16 protein-coding genes and 5 pseudogenes are annotated in these 23,324 nt (G+C 44.4%); 7 read left to right on the top strand and 14 right to left on the bottom strand.

Going from position 1 to position 23,324, the window contains the following annotated elements:
• Nucleotides 1–89: 89 nt before the first annotated feature.
• From ACOBWA_RS02060 to ACOBWA_RS02050, 3 genes and pseudogenes are all read right to left on the bottom strand, one after another.
• Nucleotides 90–758, bottom strand: coding sequence for an ABC transporter permease subunit (locus ACOBWA_RS02060; RefSeq protein WP_101205580.1), 669 nt, complete (start codon nucleotides 756–758; stop codon nucleotides 90–92).
• Nucleotides 755–1,501: an amino acid ABC transporter permease gene (locus tag ACOBWA_RS02055; RefSeq protein ID WP_057758328.1), complete on the bottom strand. Its 747-nt coding sequence runs from the start codon at nucleotides 1,499–1,501 to the stop codon at nucleotides 755–757. The genes ACOBWA_RS02060 and ACOBWA_RS02055 overlap by 4 nt, the downstream gene beginning before the upstream one ends.
• Nucleotides 1,502–1,597: 96 nt before the next feature.
• Nucleotides 1,598–2,571 (bottom strand): annotated as a pseudogene (locus ACOBWA_RS02050) (glutamate/aspartate ABC transporter substrate-binding protein).
• Between the two features lie 375 nt (nucleotides 2,572–2,946).
• Here ACOBWA_RS02050 and ACOBWA_RS02045 point away from each other — a divergent pair.
• Nucleotides 2,947–3,927: an Hsp33 family molecular chaperone HslO gene (locus ACOBWA_RS02045; RefSeq protein ID WP_420230088.1), complete on the top strand. Its 981-nt coding sequence runs from the start codon at nucleotides 2,947–2,949 to the stop codon at nucleotides 3,925–3,927.
• 84 nt (nucleotides 3,928–4,011) lie between these two features.
• Here ACOBWA_RS02045 and ACOBWA_RS02040 read toward each other — a convergent pair whose 3' ends face one another.
• The 10 genes and pseudogenes from ACOBWA_RS02040 to ACOBWA_RS01995 form a co-directional block, all read right to left on the bottom strand.
• Complete coding sequence (locus ACOBWA_RS02040) at nucleotides 4,012–5,505, bottom strand: alpha/beta fold hydrolase (RefSeq protein ID WP_420230087.1); 1,494 nt, start codon at nucleotides 5,503–5,505, stop codon at nucleotides 4,012–4,014.
• A 221-nt stretch (nucleotides 5,506–5,726) separates the two neighbouring features.
• Nucleotides 5,727–7,942, bottom strand: a pseudogene (locus tag ACOBWA_RS02035) (PhoX family protein).
• A gap of 297 nt (nucleotides 7,943–8,239) precedes the next feature.
• Nucleotides 8,240–8,869 (bottom strand): fumarylacetoacetate hydrolase family protein, encoded by a 630-nt coding sequence (locus ACOBWA_RS02030; protein ID WP_420230699.1) that lies wholly within the window; start codon nucleotides 8,867–8,869, stop codon nucleotides 8,240–8,242.
• A 181-nt stretch (nucleotides 8,870–9,050) separates the two neighbouring features.
• Nucleotides 9,051–9,776, bottom strand: coding sequence for an ABC transporter permease (locus tag ACOBWA_RS02025; RefSeq protein ID WP_101205569.1), 726 nt, complete (start codon nucleotides 9,774–9,776; stop codon nucleotides 9,051–9,053).
• A gap of 12 nt (nucleotides 9,777–9,788) precedes the next feature.
• Nucleotides 9,789–10,523 carry an ABC transporter permease gene (locus ACOBWA_RS02020; RefSeq protein ID WP_057758316.1) on the bottom strand — a complete coding sequence of 245 codons (735 nt, stop codon included), beginning with the start codon at nucleotides 10,521–10,523 and terminating at the stop codon, nucleotides 9,789–9,791.
• 442 nt (nucleotides 10,524–10,965) lie between these two features.
• Entirely contained in the window at nucleotides 10,966–11,913 is a 948-nt protein-coding gene (locus tag ACOBWA_RS02015) for an ABC transporter substrate-binding protein (protein WP_420230086.1), read from the bottom strand.
• Nucleotides 11,914–11,985: 72 nt separating this feature from the next.
• Nucleotides 11,986–12,882 carry a transporter substrate-binding domain-containing protein gene (locus ACOBWA_RS02010; protein ID WP_420230085.1) on the bottom strand — a complete coding sequence of 299 codons (897 nt, stop codon included), beginning with the start codon at nucleotides 12,880–12,882 and terminating at the stop codon, nucleotides 11,986–11,988.
• Nucleotides 12,883–13,033: 151 nt separating this feature from the next.
• Nucleotides 13,034–13,834 carry a transporter substrate-binding domain-containing protein gene (locus tag ACOBWA_RS02005; RefSeq protein WP_179799075.1) on the bottom strand — a complete coding sequence of 267 codons (801 nt, stop codon included), beginning with the start codon at nucleotides 13,832–13,834 and terminating at the stop codon, nucleotides 13,034–13,036.
• Between the two features lie 330 nt (nucleotides 13,835–14,164).
• Nucleotides 14,165–14,961: pseudogene (locus ACOBWA_RS02000) on the bottom strand (ABC transporter ATP-binding protein).
• Between the two features lie 347 nt (nucleotides 14,962–15,308).
• A complete protein-coding gene (locus tag ACOBWA_RS01995) occupies nucleotides 15,309–15,614 on the bottom strand; it encodes a hypothetical protein (protein WP_420230084.1) in 306 nt (101 codons plus the stop codon).
• Between the two features lie 428 nt (nucleotides 15,615–16,042).
• Here ACOBWA_RS01995 and ACOBWA_RS01990 point away from each other — a divergent pair.
• The 6 genes and pseudogenes from ACOBWA_RS01990 to ACOBWA_RS01965 all read left to right on the top strand — a co-directional run bounded on the left by ACOBWA_RS01990 (nucleotide 16,043) and on the right by ACOBWA_RS01965 (nucleotide 20,945).
• Nucleotides 16,043–17,343: pseudogene (locus ACOBWA_RS01990) on the top strand (glutamate-5-semialdehyde dehydrogenase).
• Between the two features lie 121 nt (nucleotides 17,344–17,464).
• On the top strand, nucleotides 17,465–18,217 hold the full coding sequence (locus tag ACOBWA_RS01985; RefSeq protein ID WP_420230083.1) for a ribonuclease domain-containing protein: 753 nt from the start codon (nucleotides 17,465–17,467) through the stop codon (nucleotides 18,215–18,217).
• A gap of 16 nt (nucleotides 18,218–18,233) precedes the next feature.
• Nucleotides 18,234–18,668 carry a barstar family protein gene (locus ACOBWA_RS01980; RefSeq protein ID WP_228707088.1) on the top strand — a complete coding sequence of 145 codons (435 nt, stop codon included), beginning with the start codon at nucleotides 18,234–18,236 and terminating at the stop codon, nucleotides 18,666–18,668.
• 138 nt (nucleotides 18,669–18,806) lie between these two features.
• Entirely contained in the window at nucleotides 18,807–20,081 is a 1,275-nt protein-coding gene (gene gltS / locus ACOBWA_RS01975) for a sodium/glutamate symporter (RefSeq protein ID WP_420230082.1), read from the top strand.
• A 166-nt stretch (nucleotides 20,082–20,247) separates the two neighbouring features.
• Nucleotides 20,248–20,742 (top strand): ZIP family metal transporter, encoded by a 495-nt coding sequence (locus ACOBWA_RS01970; protein ID WP_420230081.1) that lies wholly within the window; start codon nucleotides 20,248–20,250, stop codon nucleotides 20,740–20,742.
• Nucleotides 20,706–20,945 (top strand): hypothetical protein, encoded by a 240-nt coding sequence (locus tag ACOBWA_RS01965; RefSeq protein WP_420230080.1) that lies wholly within the window; start codon nucleotides 20,706–20,708, stop codon nucleotides 20,943–20,945. The genes ACOBWA_RS01970 and ACOBWA_RS01965 overlap by 37 nt, the downstream gene beginning before the upstream one ends.
• Nucleotides 20,946–21,684: 739 nt before the next feature.
• Here ACOBWA_RS01965 and glyA read toward each other — a convergent pair.
• Nucleotides 21,685–22,929 (bottom strand): annotated as a pseudogene (glyA, locus tag ACOBWA_RS01960) (serine hydroxymethyltransferase); the annotation flags it as partial.
• Nucleotides 22,930–23,324: the final 395 nt, after the last annotated feature.

Raw genomic sequence — 23,324 nt, 5'->3', positions numbered from 1 at the left:
TCGATAGTCATTATTTAAAAAAGGTAAATCAAACGCTCAAACTTTCAACATTCAAAAGCGCAAGCGATAGGCATATCAAAATAGCTATATTAAAACCGCAAACGCTTCTGTAATTGTTGCACACCAATAGAAGCACTTAAGCTAATCACAAAGTAGACAGCACCAGCACCTAGAATATACGGCGTGAGTAGTCCCATTAGCTCACCGCGCACGTAGGCTGCGCGGAAAAAGTCTGTCAAACCAATGGCAAATACCAATGTCGTATCTTGGAATAAAATAATACATTGCTGCAAAATCAGTGGCAGCATCTTACGAAAGGCTTGTGGCAAGATGACCAGACGCATGGTCTGCCCATAAGTCATACCGAGCGCTTTGGCTGCATTGACCTGCCCGCTACCAATCGATTGAATACCAGCACGTACCACTTCTGAGAAATAAGCGGCCTCAAACATCATAAATGCGACTACACAAGAGGCAAATGCAGCATCGAGTTGCAGGTACTTGCCCGCTACCCAAAGATAAATCATCGGTACGGCAAAATAAAACCATAGTAGTACCAATAACAGCGGCACGGAGCGAAAGTAATTAACGTATAGCTTTGCTGGAATCTCAAGCGCTTTGATACCTGACAAGCGCATCAATGCCAGTACAGTTCCTAAGCTGATACCGCCTAAAATAGCCAAAAACAGCACTTTTAAGGTGGTAAGCATGCCACCCATCAAACCAGGATAGGCTGTTGCCAATTCGGTCATATTCATTTCTGACCTCCCGCAATAAGCCCAGGCACACGCAATTTACGTTCAATCAATCCCATAATAGCGATCAAGGATAAATTGAAAACCAAATAAATAATCGTCGCGTAAGTATATATCTCGATACTATTTTGAGTATATTCGCTGATGGTTTTGGTTTGGCTAATCAGCTCCATTACCCCCACTAGCGAGGCCACAGAGGCGTTTTTGAAGCAGTTAGTTAGCTCAGAGCTGAGCGGTGGCAAGATAATACGAAATGCCTGCGGTAGCAGTACTTCTTTATAGACTTGTGGAATGCTAAACCCTAATGCATAGGCCGCATTGATCTGTCCATCTGGTAATGACTCGATACCTGTCCGTACCTGTTCAACAATACGAGCAGCGGTAAATAAGCCCAAACCGATACTGGCTGATAACATGGCTGAAGTATTCGGAGACAAGTCCTTATACCACCATTCTTGTATCGTCGGCGTGAGCCAGCCAGGGGCGATATAAAACCAAAAGAACAGTTGAACAAGCAGTGGAATATTACGAAAAAATGTCACATAAGCCGTACCGATTGCACGAGCAGTCTTGTTGGGCAAGGTACGCATGATACCGAAGATGGTACCCACGACCATCGCAATGGCCCAGGCGATACTGCCAATCAATAGCAGCCAGCCAAGACCAGTGATCATCCAATGGATATAGAGCTCGTTGCCAATACCAGTCTGCTCAAAGAGCACACCCCAGTTCCAGCTATAATTCATGGTTGTCTCTCCGAGCAACGATTGATAAGCCTATACGTCAAATAAAATACTGGCTATCTGAACGTATAGGCAAGCTATGTTGAGGGACAATGAGCGTTACTGCGCTGCTGCTTCTTTAGGCTGAGCGCTGTCATGCGGACTGGCAATCAAGGCCTTTAAGTTGTCTGACATCTCAAAGTTTAGATTGACGTTCTTTGGTGGGATTGGGTTCAAGAACCACTTGTCATAAATGCTATTGATTTCGCCTGAACTAAACACATTAGCAAGTGCTTCATCGACCACAGCTTTGAACTCAGGATCATCCTTACGCATCATACAACCATAGATTTCAAACGACTGCGGCGTACCGACGATGACCCACTCATCAGGATTTTTGCTTTGGCTTTTTCGCCTGCGAGCAGTACATCATCCATCATAAAGGCATCAGCGCGACCATTTTCTAGCATTAGGAAGCCTTCGCCATGATCTTTTGCTGAGATGATATTGGTATCCATTTTATTATCATCGTTATACTGACGGATATAACGCTCTGAAGTCGTGCCTGCTGTCGTTACCAGAGTTTTACCTTTTAGGTCTTCAAAATCTTGAATACCAGAGTCTTTTTTGGTCAATAGACGCGTACCAATTTCAAAGAAGCCATTAGAGAATGCAACTTGCTTTTGACGTTCTTCGTTATTGGTGGTTGAGCCACACTCAAAATCTACCGTGCCGTTTTGTACCAATGGGATACGAGTTTGCGAAGTAATTAGATTATAGCGAACGTTGAGGTCTGGCATGTTTAGCTTTTGCTTAACTGCTTCAACCACTTTCATTTCCAAGTCGTGTGCATAGCCAATCGGTTGGTTAGGATCATCAGCGATATAAGAGAAAGGAATAGAGGAATCACGGTGACCGACGACAATAGTACCAGAGTCTTTGATTTTCTGTAGCGTACCGTTGGTCGTGGTTTCTGTCGTCGTTGCATCATCTGCTGGCGCATCAGTGCTGGTTTGGCTACTGTTGTTACATCCCGCTAAGCCTAATGCCATAACAGCAGCTAAAGTCAACGGTTTGGAAAATGAGTATGTCATGAAATACATCCTTTTATCGCAAGATTGAGTGAGTGCTTGGACGACATAGGTCTGATTGACCCGACTGCCCCGCATCCGTACGGTTGTTGCTGTTGTTTATCACAATGCAACTTAATGTTACTGTACAACAAATTTGCAGTAGAGGGTGATTTTTTTTGAGAGAGTACATATTTATGAATATATTTATATTCTAACTATAAATTGATGGCTCATAGCGGCTATCTACTCAGAGCTTTGTACAAACAGCTGCTTGGTTTTTTAAGCTCGTTATTAACCTTTGCTGCTTATAATCGTCAAAACAGTCTACTAAGTGAGATTGATAAATTGGCAGTAATCCCCATAAAGCAAACAACTTCTCTATACTACAAATGACTTATGACTCAAGATATCCAAGTCCCACATACGGACAGCCAAACTACTGGCAACCATGGCAGCAACGACATTCGCCAACGTTTCTTTGTTGAAGACTCACCCGTGCGCGGTGATGTGGTACGCCTATCACGTAGCTACGCGAGCACGATTGCACAAAAGCCCTATCCTGAAGCCATTAAACGCTTATTGGGTGAAATGCTGACGGCAGCGAGTTTGCTAATCAGTACGGTAAAAATCAACGGCCGCCTATCTATTCAGTTGCAATCATCAGACAGTGACAGCTTACTAAACTGGGCGATGGCAGAATGCGATCAAGACGGTATCATTCGTGCGCTTGCTAGCTGGAAAGGCGAGACGGATGAGCAGGTACAAGCGTGGGACAATATGACCCATGCCAAAGAAGCATTTGCTGAACTTGGTGCGATGGGACAAGGCGTATTGTTTATCAATATTCAGCCTGATGGCGGTGAGCCATACCAAGGTATCGTTGAGCGTAGCCACGACAATCTAGCGGACTGCTTAGCACATTATCAAAAGCAGTCAGCCCAGATTCCAACGTTGATTAACTTGGCATCTGACGGCCTGCAAGCTGGTGGTATCTTGGTACAAATGCTACCGCGTACTGCTGAAGAAACGTCTGAAGTTGAGCAAAACCAAGATGCAGGTATCGATGATGATTTATGGACGCGCTTGTCTGTATTGACGCGTACGGTAAAAGCAGAAGAGCTAACGACACTGGATGCTAACGAAATCCTTTATCGCTTGTATCACGAAGAAAACATCGTTGCCCCTGAGCCTGCGCCCCTATCATTTGGCTGTACTTGCTCACGCGAGAAGTGCGAGATGGCAATCGAGCAAATCGGCGAAGCGGAAGCGTTAGATATCGTCGAAGAGCAAGGTGGTACATTTGAGATGGATTGTGGATTCTGCGGTGAAGTCTATAAGTTCAATAAAGATGATGTAGCAGCAATATTTGCTGAGTAAGTTTTCTTACTTACTATAAGTCAATGTTTATAAAAAAACCCTCAAGCGTCATACTTGAGGGTTTTTGTTTTTATCATTAAATCACTACACCGCCACATCCAAACTTCTAGGATAAGAGTGTATGCGCGGACGTCCAGCATAGTCACTGCGACCATTATCTAGCAGCCATTCAACAACCTGTTCGCGCACTCGCCTACTATGAATCAAGTTCATATGATTAACACCATAAAACACTGCTTTGTGACCATCTGGCACAAACAAAGCATGCTCAGCGTCATCCTCGCCTAACGCTGAAGCCACCGATACCAAGCTGTCCCCTAGCAGGTCCGTTACCTTAGAATCATAATGCGTCTCAAGCAACGCACTGGCAACAAAATAGGTTTTGATACCACTTGGCAGCCGTGCAGGATGACGAAAATCCTGTGGTAGGACACTACGTCTTTCTAATGCTTTCCAATCTGCATCACGAATACTGCCATGACGTAGATCGATAATACCGGCACTGCGCATATCACCGAGCTTGGCCAGTGAGCCTGCAAATGGCAGCTTGGCAATGATGTCTTGCACGTAATTACCGATACGCTCAAGCACTGCCCCATGATGCGGCGAACCTAGCGTGATAAGATTGCCCACGCGTTTTATCCAGTCTAGGCGGTCTTGCTCGCCATAAAACAGTGCGCTGCGAGAGACCAAACCGCCCATACTATGTCCGACCAGATCTATCTGACTGATATTTGGGTTGTCATCGACCAGCGCTTGTAGCAATTGAGAGAACTTGCGACCGCTACGAGAGATGCGTCGGCCTGTATTGTAATCCAAATACAACACTGTGGTATCAGGCTGGCTGATATGAATGGCCTCACCTAAATCGTTATCTGCTTGTGCTTGCCAGCTCAAATGACTCATGCATAGACCATGACACAAAATAGCAATGCGACCTGATAGTACCTCACTTTGTGGTTTGCCATCTTGAGTGTATAGCATCATCGGAATGGCGAGCGCATTTTGATTATTGACAAGATGATCACCCATGACACCATTGAGCACATTGACCAGCTTTTTTAGTGAATCTGGTAGTGGCTGCACTGACTTTTGGAGAATCAGGTTTTTGTATATGCGTAGTACAGACGCTAGATTATTACCGACCATTTGCATGACATGACGTATCGTGCCATAGATACGTCCAGTAAATCCGCGCGACCATTTATTTAAATGTTTGTCATTGAAGCGGCCTAGCGGACGCAAAATAACTTCACGGTGAATGGCTTCTACGATTTCTGTAATCTCAACCACACCCATGGTGGCAAGCTGAGCCAATCCTTCAAAAAAATCAGCCAAAGACACAGGTGTTTTGTTGATTCCATCACTGTCATCCGCATCTGCTAATAGCTTAACCAGTTCATCCATATCGATGGCTTCGAGTTGGTCGATTTGTTCATATAGATGACTATGTAGCGGTACACTCGCATCTGGGACAAAATGCGCATCGAGCTCATGATGAGTACGAGTATAGCTGCTATCATTTTGAGCGTCGCTGTCACTAACACTGTCGTTATAAAACACCTTTGGACTGCTCATAATATTTGCACATTCAGCGAAAAAAGTAATGGTCTATATTATCCTGTAACGGCAGCAAATAGAAGTAAATGGTTTGACTTTAGAGCGGGATGACGACTAGCAGAGCCAGATTACTGATAGACGGTCTCTTTAGCCATCAAATCAATATGACAATAAAAAATCCCAAGTCTTAACTTGGGATTTTTATGGTTGTGTCTAATAAGTGCTTATAGCTTATCTATCTATATCGTGCTATCAGCCGTATCAAATGATTCTGCCAGTATGACATCACCATCCTCGCGAGTAATCATCACAGTCGCTGAGCGAGGAATACTACCGCCAGCGACAGCGCCCCATGTGTTACCAGGATGCTGAATGTTGATAAACAGCGTTTTGAAATCTGGTGCCATGGTAATACCTGTTACTTCGCATCCTTCAGGACCGACAAAGAATCGTTTAATATTGTCATTGCTAGCAGATGTGCCGACTGGGGTTGACTGCCTTGCCGATGTGGTAGTCATCGTTCCATCATTGACTTTGCCAGGTAGTGCCGCGAGCAACATGCAGCTACTGGTATCGGTATAAGCGCCGTCATCTGTCTGAATCCATAAGACACCACGCGGGTCAAAATACAGTCCATCAGGTGAAGAAAAGTCATTATTGTCATTTAATTGAGAAAGGTTTTCTGCTGATAAATCACTTGGCGCACCAAACAGATAAATATCCCATTCGAAGCTCGTTGCAGCATGGTCGCCGCCTGCTTCTGCCCAGCGAATGATATGGCCATTGTCATTACCAAGCGACTTTCCGCTTGACTGATAGCTACGCGGATTGGAAGCTGAGACAGGCTGGTCGTCACGTACGCCGCGATATTTATTATTGGTCAATGTCACATAGACATCGCCTGTCATAGGACTGACCGATACCCATTCAGGTCGATCCATTTTGGTAGCACCAGCAGTATCGGCAGCTGCACGAGCAAAGACCAATACTTCATCTTGTCCATTGAATGGCAATACACTATTGAAAGCATCCAGTCCATTTTGACCATGGACGAGAGCTTTCCACTCCCCGCTACCATCTTCGTTAAATACCGCCACGTATAGCGTGCCGTCATTTAGATACTTGTCACCTGCTTTTAGTCCGCCGCCGATGTCCGAGTTGGACCACATTGCTTTGGAGACAAACTTATAAATGTACTCACCTCGGGCGTCATCACCCATATAGAAGACTACTGGCTTACCTTGCTCAACCGGAGCATACGCGCAGTTTTCATGAGCGAATCGGCCCAGTGCAGTACGTTTTTGCGGTATAGAGTTTTGGTCAAATGGGTCAATCTCAGTAATATAACCGAAAGTGTTGAAGCCGTAGCGATAATCTTCCGCAGCACTGGCACCGACTGCGGTCATATCCCAGCGTGAGAACTCGTCTGCTATTTTGGCATCCTTTGCCTCTGGGGTATGCCATAGATACTCCCAACCTGGGAAGTCCTCCACCGCACCGTAGCGCTCGCGCGCATAGTTATCACCAGCGCTCAATTGGCTGGCATCTTGTCCACGGGCAAACACCCCAAGAAGTTCTCTTCGGTAGTCAGATAAGTACCCCACGGTGACAGACCTGCGCCGCAGTTATTATTGATGCCGCGAGTCTGATAGCCTGTCGGATCAAACTTGGTCTTGACCAGAGCAGAGCCTGCCACAGGGCCAGCCAATTGTGCTGTTGTACTACTGGTGATACGACGATTGTATTTAGAGTCAGGTACCATCTCATAACCCATACCATCTGCACGGCGAGTTAACTCGACCACTGAGACGCCATGACAGTTGACTTCACGGCGGACGTCGCTTGCGAGACGGCGGTTTTGAAAGATAGGCGCAGCTTCGTTATCTTGAGTGACGTAATAGCCAAATGGGCTAAGCTCATTGCTATTAACGTATTCATGATTCATGACTAACAAGCTGTTTTCTGACGCTTTGGCATCGTAAGCGTTACCGTTTTTGCCAAAGAACCACATCCCATCATGATTGTCACCCATACGCCATTCAAATGACTCTGCTGATTGCTCGCGATTGTCTTTCCAATCCTCGATACCAGAGTTCAGCGGTGTACCAAGCGGTAATATCATCTCTGCCTTGTAGCCTGCTGCTACGGTCATTGTCTCTGCCGTTGAATGCGCGACTGCTTCAAACTTTAAGGTATTAGGACGCTTTAAATCACCTTGTGCAGGGATAGCGGCATTATCGTCATCACCAACAATACTGCTATCGTCGTCGTCACTACAACCGACCAAAGGTAATGCGCCAAAAAACGCAGCAGCCGTCAACCCTGCGCCACCTTTTAGGATACTACGGCGGTTCAATCGACGATTGATAATCGTCTGAAAGTCAGTATTATTAGTAGGATTTGAGTCTTCAACCACTTCGTGGGCAAGCGTTCGCTCATTGTTCAATAATGTCATTATCAGTCACCTTGCTATTAGGCTAGATTGGCAGAGAGTTGATCGCGGCTTTATAATTACGACCACAAAAATACGAATTCCGCTTAAGTCTACTCAACCTTTATGACAGCACGCTGAACAATAGGTGACAAACTGATGACAATCGAGTGTACTGATGATTCTTAAAAAATAGAATGATTAGATAGTTAGAGTTGTTTGGCAGTTAGCAAGTTTAAAAAATAAATATAAAGGCTTAAAAGCAAAAACCCCAAGCAATAGCTCGGGGTTTTTAATATGCGTTTGTTATTGCAATCAAGCTTACTGTACTTGTGATACCCACTCATGAGCACCCAGTTTTAGTTTAAGCTGATCGCCTGCTTGCAACACACCAACGCCGCTTGGCGTACCAGTCATAATTACATCCCCTGCTTGCAAGCTAAAGGCATGGCTAATATTGACCAGCAATTCATAGACAGGAAATAGCATTAAGGCACTATCGCCATCTTGCGTTAATTTATCATTGATAGATAGCTGATACTGTACATTCTGCAGATTGCCAAACGCTTGTGGGTCGACCCAATCAGCAAGGACGCAAGCTCCGTCAAAACACTTAGCACGCTCCCACGGATGACCTTTTTCTTTTAGCTTGCTTTGCAAATCACGCAAGGTCAAATCCAGTCCCAATGTCACGCCACCAATCGCTTGCTGAGCTTGCTCAATCGTCGCCATAGATAAGTCAGCTGATAGCTGAATACATAGTTCGGCCTCGTAGTGAGTCTCGCCAAATAACTCTGGACTTGGGCGAACCACATCACCACGGATAGAGACCACTGAAGATGCAGGCTTCATAAACAGTATTGGTGTGGTTGGCACTTCATTGCCCAACTCTGCAGCATGGGCCGCATAGTTGCGACCGATACAGACGACTTTACCAATAGAAGTACGCAATCTTTCATTATGATTGATAGCGCCCTGCTCGGCATTGACACCAGCTGCAATGGCGTTCGCTAATGATTCATGTGGCGATTGGCTCATACTAAACTCTCCCTGTAAATGACGGCTATTTTATCAGCAGTCCATACTATGTTGTCTACAGTGACTTTGACGATTTTTAGTTGCTAACTGCTCACTATGGAATCGTGTTGGTCACGACATCTGGTGGTACATAACTGGCGTGGCGGTTCATACGCTTTTCAAACATTCTAAAGCTAAACAAGATAACCCACGACAGCAATAAATAGACGATACCAGCGGCAAAGAATAACTCCATCAAGGTATAGGTACGCGCACTAATCGTACGAGCAACACCTGTGATATCCATCAATGCAATAGTTGAAGCTAGCGCACTACCTTTTAGCATAAAGATAACTTCGTTACTGTACGCTGGAATCACAATACCAAATGCGCGCGGCAGCGTAACGCGTGTTAGCTTTTGCCATTTTGACATGCCAAGCGCATCAGCAGCTTCAAGCTCTCCAATCGGAATCGTCTGAATCGCACCGCGTATAATCTCTGCCAGATAAGCACTGGTATTCAGGGTAAAGGCGATGATGGCACACCAATATGCTTGGCTAAGTACCGGCTCCCACAAGAACGACTCGCGTACGGCCTCAAATTGACCTAAACCGTAATAAATCAGGAATATCTGTACCAATAGCGGCGTACCACGGAAAAAGAAAATATACAGAAACGGTAGTATCTGTACCACCCAATTCTTAGACAGTCGTAACAACGCCAAAACCAAACCAAACAGCAATCCAATCACACCTGAAAACAAAACCAGCTGTACGGTCAATACCGCGCCGCCTAGTAAATCAGGGATATGGTCAAAAATGACCTGCCAATTCCAATCCATAGTATCTCTCCTCTACCCTATGGTCGATTGACTGTGAGTGGATTGACGGCTTATCTTTTTGGCATAGCGTGCCGCAGGATTGGCGCGCCACTCAAGCCACATCATAAAGCCAGTAATCAACATGGTCAGACCCAAATAAATAATCGCTGCTGCCATATAAAAGGTAAATGGCTGCTGTGTAGACTGTGCCGCACGCGATGACTGATACATGATGTCTTTGAGACCCACGACCGATACCAATGCGGTATCTTTGAGCAGTACCAGAAACAGATTACCCAAACCTGGCAAAGCAATCTGCCACACTTGCGGCAAAGTGATGCGATAAAAAGTCTGAAAAGGACGCATACCAATCGCTTGCGCAGCCTCTCGCTGCCCTACTGGAATCTCTTGGATGGACATGCGAAAAATCTCAGTCGCATAGGCACCAAAAGCAATAGACAGCGCCATGACACCGCCCCAAAAAGCACTAATCTCGACATAGTCGTTATAGCCGAACTTTTTGAGGATGCTCATCAATAAGATAGAGCCGCCATAATAGATAAAGAGCACCAATAGCAGCTCAGGAATACCGCGCATCGTCGCAGTATAGACAGTCGCAAGTTTACGCAGCAACCAGATATTGGACATCTTTGCGGTTGCGCCGAGCAAGCCTAAAGCCAAACCAATGATTAAACTGGTCACAGCTAGCTGTATGGTGACGGTAGCGCCGCTTAATAAAAGCGCGCCAAATCCTTGTAAGTCAAACACGATTATCCACTCAGTCTCTTTATATTAGCAATTTGCAAAATATGAGTTAAAAGAATCAGCATCAATAGCTGAACGCGGCAAAACACCGTATTTTATACCAAATCAATAGGGATGGTCGGCGTCAAAAAATGACGTCAGAAGAATACGATTAACGCTGCGATAATTGACACAGTAGAAATGAGCGCTGATTTTATCATATTCACTCGCCGTGATGTTAATACTGACGCGTAAAAGCTGCGCCTAAACCGTACTTAAACAGACACTTGCCTCTAGAGACATACAATCAGCCGACTAAATTTGAGCAAAATTGATAGGCGGCTATTATGTATATTCGTTGCTATAACGACAAATAAAAAGGACATCACCATGAAGGCGATATCCTTTTATTGATCAAAACACGATTTTTTGACTGCTGTCTTTGACTACTATTAGCTATTCGCTATTAACTAACGTTTTCTGTCGCTGGTTGGTCGGCAGTATTTGTATCTGTGCCTGTATTTGCGTCTTCATCAACTGTACTCGTTGCAGACGCTGGCACCGCAAAGTACTTTTGATTGATTTTATCGTAAGTACCATTAGCTTTTATATTAGCAAGAGACTGATTGATCTTTGCTTGTAGCGGATCGCCTGGGCGTACTGCTATGGCAAAGTTATCATTAATATCGATCTCATCACCTTTAAGCGCATATTTGCTACCAGCATTTGAGCTCAGCCATTCTATGGCAGGCAGCTTATCAGAGATCATCGCATCGACACGGTTTGAACCGAGATCCAAAAACGCATTGCTCAACGTATCATAAAGCTTCATATCGGCTTTTGGATACGTGTCTTCTAGCCACTGCGATGAAATGGTTGAACGCTGTGCAGCAATAGAATGCGAGTCGATATCGCTGTTGTTACTAGGGTCAAAGCTGCTGTCTTTTTTGGCCAAAAAGACCAAGGCATTGCTAAAGTACGGATCGGTAAAGCTCACCTGCTGCGAACGCTCTGGAGTAACGGACATCGCGGCCACGATTGCATCATACTTACCTGCTTTTAGGCCGGGGATAATACCGTCCCAGTCCTGCGCCACAATCTCACAGGTCACATGCATATCCGCACAAAGTGCATTTGCTATCTCAACATCAAAACCACCCAGTGTCCCATCAGCATTGGTATAGTTAAAAGGCGCATAGGCCCCTTCTGTACCGATGCGTAATACATCACCTGTAGATACTGCCGTTGTTTCGGTAGCCTCTGGATTGGTATCAGCAGCACTCTCTTGGCTATTGCTACAGCCAGCAACGGTAAAGGCCGTCGCTAGTGCAAGCAATGACATAGACAGACGACTGGCTACATTAATGTTAGATTTGCCAGTCGTGGTACAGATTGGGGCACAATGGTTGCTCATGATCATCCTTGGTTTTTTCTTGAGTAAACAACACGTCTTCAAACAACAGCAGTCAAACTGCTAGATATCGTATTAGTTAGCTGGCGCTTCTTCTTCAGCGACCATTACTTCTTCGACACTATCAGTTGTTGCCACCGCTTTTTGTACTGCAGCCGTTGAGCTAGTACCGAAATAGCTACCCGTGATTTGATCATAGGTACCGTTGTCTTTTAGCTCAGCCAATGCTGCATTGAACTTAGCAATTAACGGATCGCCTTTACGGAAAGCAATACCCATTGCGTCATCATTGGTGCTGATTTCTTCACCTTTAACTTCGTAGCCTTTGCCTGCGTCTGTTTTTAACCAGTCGATACCCGTTACTTTGTCAGACATCATACCGCGCACACGGCCTGAGGTCAGATCTAGATAAGCATTGTCTTGCGTATCATATAACTTGATATCAGCATCTGCATGCTCGTCTTGTAGGTATTGCGAGGCAACAGTTGAGCGCTGTGAGGCAATTGGTAGACCTGTTAGTGACTCTACGCTTAAGTCATCACCTTTTTTGCCGATCAAGATGATACCGCTATGGAAGTAAGGGTCACTGAAATCAACCACTTCTTTACGCTCAGGCGTGATAGACATACCTGCGATAGCTGCGTCAAATTTCTGCGCGTTAAGCCCTGGAATCAAACCATCCCAATCTTGAGAGATGACTTCACATTCAGCTTTCATCTGTGCACATAGTGCGTCAACCAGCTCAATCTCGTAACCAATCAGCTTGCCATCTGCATCGGTATAACTAAAAGGCTTATAGCTTGATTCTGTCGCAATTTTGATATTTAAAGGCGCTTCAGTAGCGGTATCAGTTTCAGCATTTTCTGCTGGTGCTGAGCTATTGTTACAACCTACCAGCATTAGCATTGCTGCGCTAAGCGGTGCTAGCCACAGTGCTTTTTTGCTCATTGATGATGTCATTGAAATTGTCATAAGTTTTATCCCTTAATATATTTACCAACTGTATCGTCAATCACTGCTTGCTGATTTATGCTTATAAACACTGTTTATTTGAAACATGCCCAGTTTTAAGATTACTTGTATCAAACGTTATGTGTTCTAAGCATAAATCTTCAGTGAGTCATTATTGACCAAAGTTCATCTGCTCAAGACGTGCAAGCTCACCGTTACTACGGATTTCGCTCAATGCTTTGTCAAAGTCAGCTTTGAGTGAGTCACCTTTACGTACAGCAATGGCAATATTGTCATCGTTATCAATTTCATCACCAACGATACCGAAGCCCGCTGCGTTTTCTGCTAACCATGATTTGGCAGAAACTTTTTCGGCCAATACGGCATCGCTACGACCAGATTTTAGATCTAGATAGGCATTGTCATAGTTGTCATACAACTGAACTGTGTTGCCTTCTTTGCCTTCGTAGTTATCCTGTAGATAAGCACCTGGCGTAGTAGAACGTTGACCACCAAGCGTTGCATCTTTAATCGCCATAGGATCAAAACCACCATCCGTATTGGTCAACCATACCATCGTATTGGCAAAGTACGGCTCGCTGAAATCAACTTTTTCTTGACGCTCAGCAGTGATAGACATACCTGCAATCACCGCATCATATTTTTGTGCCAATAGACCTGGGATAATACCGTCCCAATCCTGTGCAACGATTTCACACTTGGCTTGCATTTGATCACACAAAGCATTGGCAACATCAATATCGAAACCTGCCAAGCTGCCGTCGGCGTTGGTGTAGTTGAATGGAGGGTAAGCGCCTTCGGTAGCGATACGAATGGTTTTACCAGTGGTTTCTGCTGCAGGGGCGTCAGCGTTGGTATCGGTTGTTTCATCGGCAGGTTGGCTACAAGCGCTCAACATCAATGCAGCAGTAACGGTCATTGATGACCACAATAGGCGAGAATTCGACATCATACGTTCCTTAAATTCTGATGGGTTTTACATAAGTTTTTGACAGGATTTTCTGACTTAGGGTTCTGATATTTTGTTCTCTGACGTCCCTGCCAGACAAGCAATATAGATAGCAGAATAACAGACAGCCGCGAGACGTGACGGCCTATAAACCTTTTGATAATACCTGAGTAAAATATCAAAAACAAACGTTTTGCATACTCATAGTTATCATCGGGCAATAAACAGTCAACAATGCTTACATTACAGTGATTTTACGTTTGGCAAGATAAATGGTGACAAGAGTGTTGCCACCATTTGTATTGGACATGATACTAGGCAAAAAACTAATAACTAAGTAGGACGGTGTGACGCCATAAAGTCTTTAACACGCTCAGAGGTAGGGTTATCAAAGACTTGCTCAGGTGTGCCAATTTCTTCAACCACACCTTGATGTAAAAAGACGACTTTGCTTGATACTTCACGGGCAAAGCGCATTTCGTGAGTAACGATAAGCATCGTACGTCCTTCTTCTGCTAGCTCGCGCATTACAGCAAGCACTTCGTTGACCAGTTCAGGATCTAGCGCAGAGGTTGGTTCATCAAACAATAGGACTTGTGGTTGCATAGCAAGCGCACGGGCGATTGCGACACGCTGACGCTGACCACCAGATAAGTTGGCAGGATAAGCGTCTTTTTGTCGAGCAGGCCGACTTTATCGAGCAGCTTTTCTGCATCGCTAATTGCTTGGTCTTTTTTAATCTTTAAGACCTGCGTTGGTCCTTCGATGATGTTTTGTAGAATGGTTTTATGTGGCCACAGATTAAAGTTCTGAAAGACAAACCCGACGCGTGCGCGCAGGCTTTCTAGCTGCTTTACGTCTGCTGCTTGTAGCTCACCTGATTTGGCAGGTTTTAGCATCAGCTCTTCATTACCGATCAAGATACGACCATGATTGGGGTTTTCTAGAAGATTAATACAACGCAGCAACGTCGACTTACCTGAGCCAGATGAGCCCAAAATAGAGATGACATCGCCATCATAGGCAGTCAGGGATACCCCTTTTAATACCTCTAATGAGCCGTAGCTTTTATGGATGTCTTGTAAGTCTAGGGCGATAGGCCGAGTCGGGTTTTTTGCAGTATCAAGCATGGTTCAGCAGACTTCCAATAAATATGAGTGAAAACACGAATAAAATAAGAGCTATATCTATATATAGTACAAGCATCTAGAGGCATTATCGTAATATGCCTGATGAGGCAAAGAGAAAAATGCCATATTGTCTCTTATTACGCAGTAAAAAGGCAAATATTGTATTTAACCAACGGGTTAATCAGCTTCTAATAAACCGGAGTACAAAAAAGCCCAGACTGCATTTATCGCTCTGGGCTTTATTTTATCACTTTAGAATACGAGACGTTGTGTTATCTGATAACTGCCTATTTATAGTATGTGCTTAGTACATCTAATATGTAGCTAGTGCATTCTATAATATGCGATTAGTACGTCGATACATGCTCTGAGTCTTCAGTACCGTCCATCATATCCTCATCTTCTGCTGTCGCCACTGCCACATCATCGTTATTGGTAACGTCCATACCCTCATCATCGGCACTAGCAACGGCCACATCGTCATTGTCACTCGCTGTTGCACTTTCTTCTACAGAGGTTTGAGCATCTACAGTAGTATCAGCTTCAGTTTCCATCGGTGTGTCGTCTTTTTTACTACAAGCGCCTAATGCTAGAGCACCTGCGACCAAGCCAACCGTTAACCAATTTTTATAAGTTGTATTTTTCGTAGCCATGTTCGTTCTCCATCACTTATCATAATAAGATTAAGTACTATCTACTGATAGCCTTGCTGTTTTAATGCTTACTATACTGAGGATATCTCGCAGCTACCTTAGTATTTACAGCGCAATTCTGTTAAAAAACGTAAAGATATAGTGTAGTACTGATAACGCGATTATCTTAAATAAACACCACTTAGCATGAGCAATATTACTTTAAATAGGCCCCTACAAGAGCGCTGCAAAGCGGATTCTGTTCACAAAATCATCTTTACTATCGTCTCAATCTGCTCTATGTTAAATAGCATAATGACCTACCGCTATCTAAGTAGGCATTCAAAACTTCTTTTTTGCGACATTTTTCGCCTTTTTAGGTACTTTTACCTATATAAATTGGGCGCTTTTAGTTATAAAAAACCTGTATCACATAAGGAAAATAATTTATGAGTCAATCGAATACTACGGATATTACGACCTATATGCAGTCTGTCGGCAAGCAAGCAAGAGCTGCTTCTCGCGCGCTGGCTGCCGCCAACACTGGCGATAAAAATTCAGCACTCTTGGCCATTCATGATGAGCTGGTCAATGCCAAACAAGACATCTTGGCAGCCAATAAAATCGATATGGACAACGGTCAAAAAACAATCTTGATAGCGCACTCCTCGACCGCTTAGAGCTAAATGAAGCACGATTTAACGGTATGCTACAAGGTCTTAAAGATGTCGCTGGCCTTCCTGATCCAATCGGTGAAGTCACTGACATGACCTATCAGCCATCAGGGATTCATTTGGGCAAAATGCGTGTGCCACTTGGCGTAGTCGGTATGATTTATGAGTCGCGCCCTAATGTAACATTAGAGGCTGCCTCACTGGCGCTCAAGTCAGGCAACGCCATTATCTTACGCGGTGGTTCTGAAGCATTTGAATCTAACCAAGCGATTGCCAAATGTATCATTAAAGGACTTAGCCATACTGATCTATCGGAACACAGTGTACAAGTACTACAGACGACCGATCGTGCAGCCGTTGGTGAGCTGATTACCATGACTGAATATGTCGATGTCATCGTGCCACGTGGCGGTAAGGGTCTGATTGCGCGTATCAGCAACGATGCCAAAGTACCTGTAATTAAGCATTTAGACGGTAACTGCCATACCTTTATCGATAGTGATGCGGATCCTGAGATTGCGATTAAGGTCAGTGTGAATGCCAAAACACATCGCTACGGCACTTGTAATACGATGGAGACGCTACTGGTCGATGAAACAGTCGCTAATGAGCTATTGCCTAAAATAGCAGAGGCCATCGTCGCTGCTGATGACGCAATGCAACTACGCCTTGATGACAAGTCACAAGCTATCTTAAATAAAAATGCTAAGCTTGAAGGTCATCTATCAGCTGCCACCTCTGAGGATTGGGATACTGAATACCTAGCCCCTATCCTAGCGGTAAAAGTGGTCTCAGGTATTGATGAGGCGATTGAGCATATCAATACGCACGGCAGCCATCATACCGATGTCATCATCACTGATAACTATACCAAATCGCAACGCTTCATCCGTGAAGTGGACTCAGCCAGCGTGATGATTAACGCTTCTAGCCGTTTTGCTGATGGTTTTGAATACGGTCTCGGTGCTGAGATTGGTATCTCAACGGACAAAATCCATGCACGTGGCCCTGTCGGTCTCGAAGGTCTGACTTCGCAAAAATGGATCGTTTATGGTCATGGCGAAACCCGTGCTTAATCATACTAGAATCGACTATCGAAACGAGTAATCAGAAACGTCAGCAATTACGCTGGCGTTTCTTCGTTTAAATCATAAGTATTTTAGTTAAGGCATTTAAATTATAGGGAGCGGTACGACCATGCAAAGTGGCAAGATTAAGCACTGGAATGAAGATAAAGGCTACGGCTTTATCGATGTAGATAATCAAAGTGAAGATGTGTTCTTTCATATTAGCAAAGCAAGATTGGCGAAGCCTATAACGGTTGGTCAAAGCGTCTATTTCAATAGTGCTCTTAACGACAAAAATCAATTGAGAGCCACTGAAGTGACCTCATCTTCGTTGAGCCTTGACCAAGATAATGCATCAGATATTCCAAGCTATACACCTACTAATGCCAATAGAAATAGCCATCAACGCACTCGTAACTCAAATCGTAGCAGTCACAATAGCAAACCCAATAAAAGAAGCTTAGGCTCTACACTATTTAGCCTTATCGCTATCATCGCCGTCGCTTTCTATTTCTTTGGCGATTTAAATTCGACATTGTTTGCTGATAGCATCGAGTCGACAACGGTATCGCAAGACGTCACTAATAATACGAGCCAAACCACTACTGCTGGTATAACGGGTGACGCACAGGTCGATAATACGATTGCGCTTATTCAGCAAGGCGGCCCGTTTCCGTATCCAAATAAAGATGGCACGACGTTTTATAACCGTGAAGGCAGACTACCCGCCCAGTCACAAGGCTACTATCGCGAATATACCGTGCCCACCCCTGGTGTCTCTCATCGCGGCGCACGGCGTATCGTCACAGGTGGCAACCCACCTACTGTCTATTACTTGACTGTCGATCACTATGATAGTTTCCAAAGACTACAGGTGCCTTAATATGAAAAGAGCTGATATGAAACAAACGAATACGAACCAAGCCGATATGAATCGAGAAAGTGTGAACCAAGCCATCCACTACGTTAATCAAAGCCATGTTAATCAAGACCACATTAACCAAAACGGTACAGCACTGGGTACTAGCATTCCTGCGCAGGCTGTTACTATAGCCGTCGGTGACACGCTCGAAAAAACTGAGCTATTGACGAGTTTGGCCAAGGCCTGTGACTTTCCTAGTTATTTTTCGCACAACTGGGACAGTGCATGGGATTGTCTAACAGACAGTGAAGCAGTTCATTTAAGGCTGGATTTAACAGACGTCAAAAGGATAAACACTGAGGACTTCAATGTCTTTAAAAGCATCATTGAGGATGCCTTTAGAGAATTTGGCAAACCACAATTGTGGGTCATCGTGCCATCTGAGGATGAAGCTTATGCGTTAGAGATTTAGTCGTTAACAGCCTATATATTGCAAGCTTGACCGCCGATAGTCACCGATAATTATTCGTCATCATAGAAACCTGAATTCGAGATAAAGCCATATTTATCCCGAATTCAGGTTAATTTATTTTATAGAAAGGATTAACCTATGGAGATTACCTTAAACGGTTATTACACCCTGATATTGGCCACCTTAGTGCTGCTACTTGGGCGGCTTTTGGTGCGGAGAGTCAAGTTTTTAGAAGACTTTAATATTCCAGAACCGGTTGCTGGTGGTTTGGTAGCGGCGATTGTTGTCTATGCTCTCAATATGGTTTGGGGATATAGTTTTAACTTTCATCAAGGGCTGCAGACCGCCACCATGTTGATGTTCTTTGCCTCCATCGGTCTGAGCGCTGATTTTAGTCGATTAAAAGCAGGCGGCACACCATTATTGATTTTTACTATCGTTGTTTCAGTGTTTATTGTATTGCAGGACGTCGTTGGTGTGGCCATGGCAAGTGCATTGGGACTTGATCCTTTGCTCGGTCTAGTGACAGGTTCTATCGCTCTAACGGGTGGTCATGGTACAGCAGGCGCTTGGGGAATCACGCTAGAACAAGACTACGGTGTAGTCGGTGCGACTACATTGGGTATCGCGGTTGCTACTTATGGTTTGGTCGCGGGTGGTATTGTTGGCGGTCCTGTTGCCCGTCGCTTGATTAATCGACTTGGCCTAAAACCAACGCCAGCCAACCCTGATCCTAGCGATATCGAAAAAGTTGCTGGTGCACAGTCGTTATATAGCACCAAACACGATGAGGAGTCTGCAGGTAGTAATAAAGATATCTTTGAAAGACCTGATAGCATGCGCTTTATCACCGCTTCTTCTACTATCGAGACTTTGGCACTATTCGCAGGTGCTTTGGCTTTTGCCGATGTGATGGCCATCGTTGCTGAAGGTACATGGTTTGAGCTGCCTACTTTCGTCTGGGCACTGGCAGGCGGCGTCATCATTCGCAATGTACTAACGATGGTCTTCAATTTTGAGATGTTTGATCGCTCGATTGATGTATTTGGTAATGCGTCTTTGAGTCTGTTTTTGGCAATGGCGTTACTGTCATTGAAGCTGTGGCAGTTGACGGATTTGGCAGGGCCTGTATTGGTCATATTGATCGTACAGACCATCATCATGATTATCTACGTCTACCTCATTACCTTTAAAGTCATGGGCAAAGACTATGACGCGGCAGTACTCTCAGCAGGACATTGCGGTTTTGGTATGGGAGCTACCCCGACAGCGATTGCCAATATGCAAGCAGTCACGGATCGCTATCTCCCCTCGCCGAAAGCCTTCTTAATCGTGCCAATGGTTGGTGCGTTCTTTGTCGATATCGTCAATGCCACGATATTGCAAATATTCACCAAGTTGCCGTTTATGTAATACTACGTCTGAGCGTATTTAAGCCGTGATTAATCTTGAGGAGATTGCATGGGTCACATCGTGTGATAGCATTATTATCAAATACGATGTGATCTCACCGCCATTCATCGTATCAATAGACATTACTCAGAATTATTAAAACTTATTAAAAGTATCGAGGCATTTTATGTTGGTATTTGCCATTATTCTTGTGGTTTCAGGCGCACTCATTATTGGTGCATTATGGGGTCTATACGGCTACATGCCTGACTGGATACAAGGCAATCTGCTTGCGCTGGCAGGTGGTGCGCTCATGAGCTCAGTGGTACTTGAGATGATTCAACCTGCGATTGGCGAGAGTGGTTTGTGGACGACTGTCGCCTTTACCGTGTTAGGCGCAGTGGTCTTTACGGGTATTGATTATCTGATTGATGAAAAAATGCAAAACAAAGGCGGGGCAGGTTTGCTTGCTGCTATTACGCTTGATGGTATCCCAGAAAACTTAGCGCTTGGCGTCGCGCTGATTGGTGGTAACGCTTTACAAGTCGCGGCACTAGCAGGGTCTATTTTATTATCAAATCTCCCAGAAGCCGCAGGCGGTGCCAAACAAATGCGCGATGGTGGTAGCAGTCACAAAAAATACTCATGCTATGGATTGGGGCAGCTATTTTATTATCATTAGCAGCTATTATTGGCAAAACGCTTCTCAAAGATGTCGATGATGCAGTAATTAGTGCAATTGACTGTTTTGCCGCAGGGGCAGTTATTGCTTCATTAGCGACAGAAGTTTTTCCGTCTGCATTTAAAGATGGCAACCATTGGGCGGGTATCAGCACTGCTATTGGTTTGGTGCTGGCATTAGGACTCAATCAACTCGGTGGCTGAGGTTCTAAATATTCGTAGGGTTTAAATTTGCCCCTTATTGCATGAGCATGCTCTTATCGCACAATTATTTGAATGAATAAAACCGCCTAGCAATAATATTGGGCGGTTTTTATTTATCTGACATTCGGTTCAAATATGTCTAGGTGCGGCGTCATGCAGCAACATGATCGACTCACTAAAGCGTAAACCCAATCACGTTGAGCTTATTCTCTTCTGCAAACTTAAATAACTCGTGAACGTGATTTAAATTCTCACGAAACGTATTCAAACCTTCTTGGCTCTCTGCTTCGTGGTAGCCGATATCGTGTACCAATTTTTTTAAGTCTGTCGCGGCAAACGCTTTGACGATCTCAGGTACGACGGCCACATTGTATAATAAACCGTCATGCTGCTCATGCAGCGGGGTGCTATTGTTTGCCAAAAACAACAAATCGCACAAGGCATAATGCCCCTCTCCCAATAACTCAACCAGTTCTTCCGTATAATTTTCAAGAGACGCTTGTCTCACATCTAAGTATTGGTTATCGCGATTTTCTCTTAGCTCATCCAGTGTCATATCACCAACAAGTATGCTGGTTAAATTTTCCTCGCGAACACTACAAAAGCAAAATGACATAGTTGTTGAAATAGACATCGTATCTTCCTTAACTGTTATTAAAAATAAAAACCGCCTAGCAAGTGCTAAGCGGTTTTTTGTTATACAACTCTCAAATAGAGTCAGTGAATACTTACTGGTTTTTTCGTACACTGGTAGCTCTTTGCAGATGGCTTCTACCTTACCGCGTACTTCAGTAGCAACTGCTTCATCACCGCGGCTGTCTAGTACGTCACAGATCCAACCTGCCAACTCACCCGCTTGTGCTTCGTTGAAACCGCGAGTAGTAATAGCTGGCGTACCGATACGAATACCAGAAGTCACGAATGGTGATTTTGGATCGTTTGGTACAGCATTTTTGTTGACAGTGATGTGTGCTTCACCAAGCCATTTGTCTGCTTCTTTACCCGTCATTTCTTGCTTAACTAGGCTGATCAGCATTAGATGGTTTTCAGTACCGCCAGAGATGACTTCATAGCCGCGCTCTTGAACCACTTTTGCCATCGCTTGCGCGTTTTTCACTACTTGCTGCTGATACGTTTTGAAGTTATCTTCTAACGCCTCTTTAAAGCAAACCGCTTTTGCTGCGATGACATGCATCAACGGGCCACCTTGGTTGCCTGGGAATACAGCTGAGTTTAGCTTTTTAGCCAGTACCTCATCACGTGCCAAAATCATACCTGAGCGTGGGCCACGTAGAGTTTTGTGCGTCGTCGTTGTAACCACATCAGCAAAAGGTACTGGGTTTGGATAAACACCGCCAGCAACCAAGCCTGCAACGTGAGCCATATCGACCAATAGATACGCGCCTACTTCGTCCGCGATGTCACGGAAACGCTGCCAATCAACTACTTGTGAATATGCTGAAAAACCCGCGATGATCATTTTTGGCTTATGCTCACGCGCCAAGCTCTCTACTTGGTCATAATCAATAAGGCCAGTGCCATCTACCAATCCGTACTGTACGGCATTGTAGTTCAAACCTGAGAAGTTGATGTGGGCGCCATGCGTCAAGTGACCACCAGCGTCTAGGCTCATGCCTAGTACAGTGTCATTTGCCTCTAACAATGCTAAAAATACGGCTGAGTTTGCTTGGCTACCAGAATGTGGCTGAACGTTCACATACTCTGCACCGAACAACTCTTTAGCGCGGTCAATGGCCAATTGCTCAACCACATCCACATGCTCACAACCACCATAATAACGCTTGCCAGGATAACCTTCTGCGTATTTATTAGTAAGGTCAGTACCTTGTGCTTCCATCACTGCTTGTGAGCAGTAGTTTTCAGAGGCGATAAGCTCGATGTGGTTTTCTTGACGAACGCTTTCTGCGGCCATCGCTTCAGCAAGTACTGGATCAAAATCTTTGATAGAAATATCTTTAAACATAGTGATGTCCTAAGTAGTGACTGTCATTAAAAAACGTCATTGAAAAGAAGCTTATAGCCTGCCCACAATAAAACAACTACTGCGTCAACGTCGCTGAAGTACGCTGATACCTCTGCACGTTGTTTTTCTGCAGTCTGTTTTATGGTACGACCATTATTGTGAATGGAGTCTATTAGCAAAGATTGAAATAAGAATAAATACAGGCGACTGACCTGTTATTAACTTGACTGATTCGTCAATAAAATCGATGTACATTTGCATCGATATCATCGCGAAAGATTAAGTGTAACATGAAAATTTGTGCTGTGAGCGCAAAAAACCTCACCTTAGGATGAGCGAATTAAATGACTATATAACACAGATAAATAGCCAATAAAATAAAGGATTTACCCGTT

The organism is Psychrobacter sp. ER1 (genome assembly GCF_048631835.1).
Lineage (GTDB): Bacteria > Pseudomonadota > Gammaproteobacteria > Pseudomonadales > Moraxellaceae > Psychrobacter.
The sequence above is the reverse complement of the archived record's forward strand: the minus strand, read 5'-3'. Positions and strand labels throughout refer to the sequence as shown.